The organism is Rhodococcus sp. (in: high G+C Gram-positive bacteria) (assembly GCF_049286785.1).
Taxonomy (GTDB): Bacteria; Actinomycetota; Actinomycetes; order Mycobacteriales; family Mycobacteriaceae; genus Rhodococcus_F.
Genome location: NZ_JBAQEO010000750.1, coordinates 1 through 3,052, shown reverse-complemented (window position 1 = coordinate 3,052; position 3,052 = coordinate 1). Strand labels below are relative to the sequence as shown.

Genomic DNA, 3,052 nt, shown 5'->3' with positions numbered 1-3,052 from the left:
GAACCGACACCCCAATCAACGGAGGCATCAATGGCGAACAATTGGCCCATCCCAACAGATTTGACACCGCACGGAAGGGAATCCGCCGAGCTGATTCACACGTTCCTGGTCGAGAAGGGCATCACGGACCACGGCGGCGGCGGACACTTCTACTCACCGACGGAGTGGGACGAACGTGGCGAGAAGTGGGGACTCAACTCGCTCCTGATCATCACCCACGACGGTGGCGACCACGCTGCGGCCTTCAACCTCGACTACGGCGCGGAGGAACTGGTCGAGGCCCTGCGGAAACGACTCCGCAGCATCGGTGTCTATGTCGAGCAGTGCTCGAGCTGGTACTCCGCCGTCCACACAGCGTGAGCACGAACAGGAATCCGGCCGAGAGGCGGCCGCACTATCGTCACGGCGACACCACAGTCCGCAACGGCACCAGATGATCCCACCAATTTCGCGTTCGCCCGCGGCTTGGTCACCCGTGCATGTACGAGCCGTCCTGCGGGTTGACCTTCCCGCGAAAGTCCTGGGCGAACAGCTCCGTCGCTTCCTTCAACACCGGCCAGATGGGGTCCGATCTGGTTTCGTCTGCCCAGTAGTCGGGTGCAGCTGCGTACGCGGCAAGCAGTGCTCGGGCGAGTACCTCGATTACTCTCGGGCGGTCCGGTCCGAAGGGCAGATTGTCGCAGTTGATGTACTTCATCGGGTCGCACTTGCCTGTGGCGAAGTCCATCGCCTCCCGAAGCTGTTGAATCGAGTTCTGTGTGCTCACACCTTCGGATGGTATTGATCATCAAGTCTCATGTCCTATCTACTTTTCGAGACAAGGTGTGGGGTGCCCACTGCACGGTTCAGGGGGAAGCGACAGAGCTTGGTGACGGTGTCCGACGGCCAAGCAACTTGTCTAGGCGGTCCGATTCGTGTTCGGGAAACGAACGATTCCTGGACGCCGTCGATCACGTTGAGGCATCACGGATATGCCACTATGAAGGCTCCTCGCGGGATGAGCGATTTCTGCCGCGGGTGAAGGATGCCCCTGATCTTGTTCGGACCGGGGGCATCGCCCTATCTGCAGCGAACGAATTAGAGAAGCCCCCGGCTCACAGAGCAAACCGATCAGCGGCGACCGACGACGCTTGAATCAGATCCCGCGCCAGGTTGGTGCACCATTGACATCCCGATTCGGGATTGATCAGCGGACCACCGCTGCGGGACTATTCGATTTCGATTGTGGGGTTTTACTTTCGGCCGCGGAGGGCGTCGCCGACGCTCAGGCGAAAGCCCAGGCCGACGCGTGAGGGATACGGCGTGATCCGATATTTCAGCGGCCACCCTGCACACGCCGTAGTCGGTGCCCACGATCCTGCATGTCAGGGTCGGCCATTTCGAGGGCCGCTTGCAGCAGTGAGTGAGCGGCGATCGTGGACGGTCTCGAGGCTCGGGAGAGCCGGTCATGCAGTGCCCCGGCCACGAGCCCGCGATTCATCAGCAGCCCGTGCGTCAGCCGGTACTGCCGCGCTTCCATCTCGTGTGTCATCGCCACATGCACGCCCAGGGCGGTATACCAGCGCCCGCACTCATGGCACAGCAGCCGACCCTGTTCTTCCGTAAGCACCCCCCACAGTCCGTGGCCGGACACGGTGACCCCCACCTGTTTCCCGTCGTCCGGGTCGATTGGCAGCCTCCTGGCGGCGCGCCGGTAGAGCATGTCTGACAAATGCCGAGCCCCAGCGATGGGCGTGGGCAACACCGTCCTCATTACACCGTTCATGGACGCCACTGACTGACCGCGGGTGTCAAACGGCGAATGAATCGTGGTTCTGGCCCACTCTGCGTGAGGGCCTAATAGTCAACATGTCACTCCGGAAGAACGCCGAGCCCGTAAGAGTGATCTTGCTGGTGTCCTCACGTTGCTGTGACCTGCGCGTTCTACTCCCACGGCCCAGTCGGTCCTGCGAGCGACCAGTCAACGAGGATTTGCTGCAGCAGAACAAATCTGCGGTGTTCCTAGGCGCGGGACGGCCTGATGCACCGTGGCGGCGACCAACCCAAGGGCCGCCATGGGAGCAGCGAAGAGTAGCAACATCCAGTGTGATGACCAGTTCGCCAGCCCAGCGATCGACAAACCGACGAGTGCGGCGACAACCAACCAGGAAACCCACCCTCGCATTGCCAGCGCCGCCACCACAGGTGGAGTCGCGAGCAACAGCCCGAGACAGACCAGCGGCCATACCCCCAACACGTGAACGATCGAGTCATCGCACTGCAAGGAGGATCGGCCGCCATCGAGATACAGTTCACCGCTCTTCGAGCACGACAACGACACGCCAGCCATCGGTGAAGTGCCGACCCACGCGGTAAATGCCAACGCGATCACGGCTAAGGCCCACCACACTGCTTTCAGCATCGACACGTCTGCAGCCTAGACCGGTGCACACCTACCGATTCGGGATGTCAACGACAAGCGACTCTTGGTTCTGGCCCAGTTCCCGTGACAGTGGGCAGACTATACAGATATGGCGCTATTGGGTGCCTGACCAGTAGGTAAGCCCTTGTGCACGATGCTGTTCGAGTGACTCGGTTTCAGGTGCTCTCGGAGCAGCAGTGGGACGCCATCGCGGATCTGCTGCCGGCCCGGACCGGTCGACGCGGCCGCCCGTCCTCCGATGCCCGAACGATGATCGAAGGCATCATCTACCGGTGCCGGTGCGGAATCGCCTGGCGTGACGTACCCGAGGTGTTCGGTCCGTGGCAGACGATCTGGACCTGGCATCGACGCCTCGCCGGTGACGGCACCTGGGACCTGGTGCTCGAACGACTACTCACCATCGCGGACGCCGCCGGGATGCTCGACTGGGCGGTGTCGGTGGACTCGACCATTGTCCGTGCTCATCAGCACGCAACGAACACTGCCCGCTACACAGGGGGCTAGGTCGAATTACACGAATCCGCGGATCGAGCCGCCTGACCACGCCATCGGCCGCTCCCGCGGCGGCCTGTCGACGAAGATCCACCAGCTCGTCGACGGCCACGGCCTGCCGATGGTGGTCCTCGTCGC

At 62.3% G+C, this 3,052-nt stretch carries 5 protein-coding genes; 2 read left to right on the top strand and 3 right to left on the bottom strand.

The annotated features are described in order from the left end of the window. Nucleotides 1-30: 30 nt before the first annotated feature. Nucleotides 31-360 (top strand): hypothetical protein, encoded by a 330-nt coding sequence (locus WAW17_RS27255; protein ID WP_422335982.1) that lies wholly within the window; start codon nucleotides 31-33, stop codon nucleotides 358-360. Between the two features lie 109 nt (nucleotides 361-469). On the opposite strand, the gene WAW17_RS27250 is transcribed toward WAW17_RS27255, so the two are convergent. The 3 genes from WAW17_RS27250 to WAW17_RS27240 all read right to left on the bottom strand — a co-directional run bounded on the left by WAW17_RS27250 (nucleotide 470) and on the right by WAW17_RS27240 (nucleotide 2,401). Next, the gene (locus WAW17_RS27250; protein ID WP_422335981.1) at nucleotides 470-766 is read right to left on the bottom strand and encodes a hypothetical protein; all 297 of its coding nucleotides are present in this window, start codon (nucleotides 764-766) and stop codon (nucleotides 470-472) included. A gap of 549 nt (nucleotides 767-1,315) precedes the next feature. Then, nucleotides 1,316-1,753 carry a MucR family transcriptional regulator gene (locus tag WAW17_RS27245; protein WP_422335980.1) on the bottom strand — a complete coding sequence of 146 codons (438 nt, stop codon included), beginning with the start codon at nucleotides 1,751-1,753 and terminating at the stop codon, nucleotides 1,316-1,318. A gap of 207 nt (nucleotides 1,754-1,960) precedes the next feature. Next, nucleotides 1,961-2,401 carry an ABC transporter permease gene (locus WAW17_RS27240; RefSeq protein ID WP_422335983.1) on the bottom strand — a complete coding sequence of 147 codons (441 nt, stop codon included), beginning with the start codon at nucleotides 2,399-2,401 and terminating at the stop codon, nucleotides 1,961-1,963. A gap of 165 nt (nucleotides 2,402-2,566) precedes the next feature. Between WAW17_RS27240 and WAW17_RS27235 the strand changes: the two genes are divergently transcribed. Further along, entirely contained in the window at nucleotides 2,567-2,926 is a 360-nt protein-coding gene (locus WAW17_RS27235) for a transposase (RefSeq protein ID WP_422335979.1), read from the top strand. Nucleotides 2,927-3,052 lie beyond the last annotated feature (126 nt).

Excerpts from the sequence above, each read along its gene's own strand:
- WAW17_RS27240 (WP_422335983.1), bottom strand. The coding sequence starts at position 2,401 with ATGCTGAAAGCAGTGTGGTGGGCCTTAGCCGTGATCGCGTTGGCATTT.
- WAW17_RS27255 (WP_422335982.1), top strand. The coding sequence starts at position 31 with ATGGCGAACAATTGGCCCATCCCAACAGATTTGACACCGCACGGAAGG.
- WAW17_RS27245 (WP_422335980.1), bottom strand. The coding sequence starts at position 1,753 with ATGAGGACGGTGTTGCCCACGCCCATCGCTGGGGCTCGGCATTTGTCA.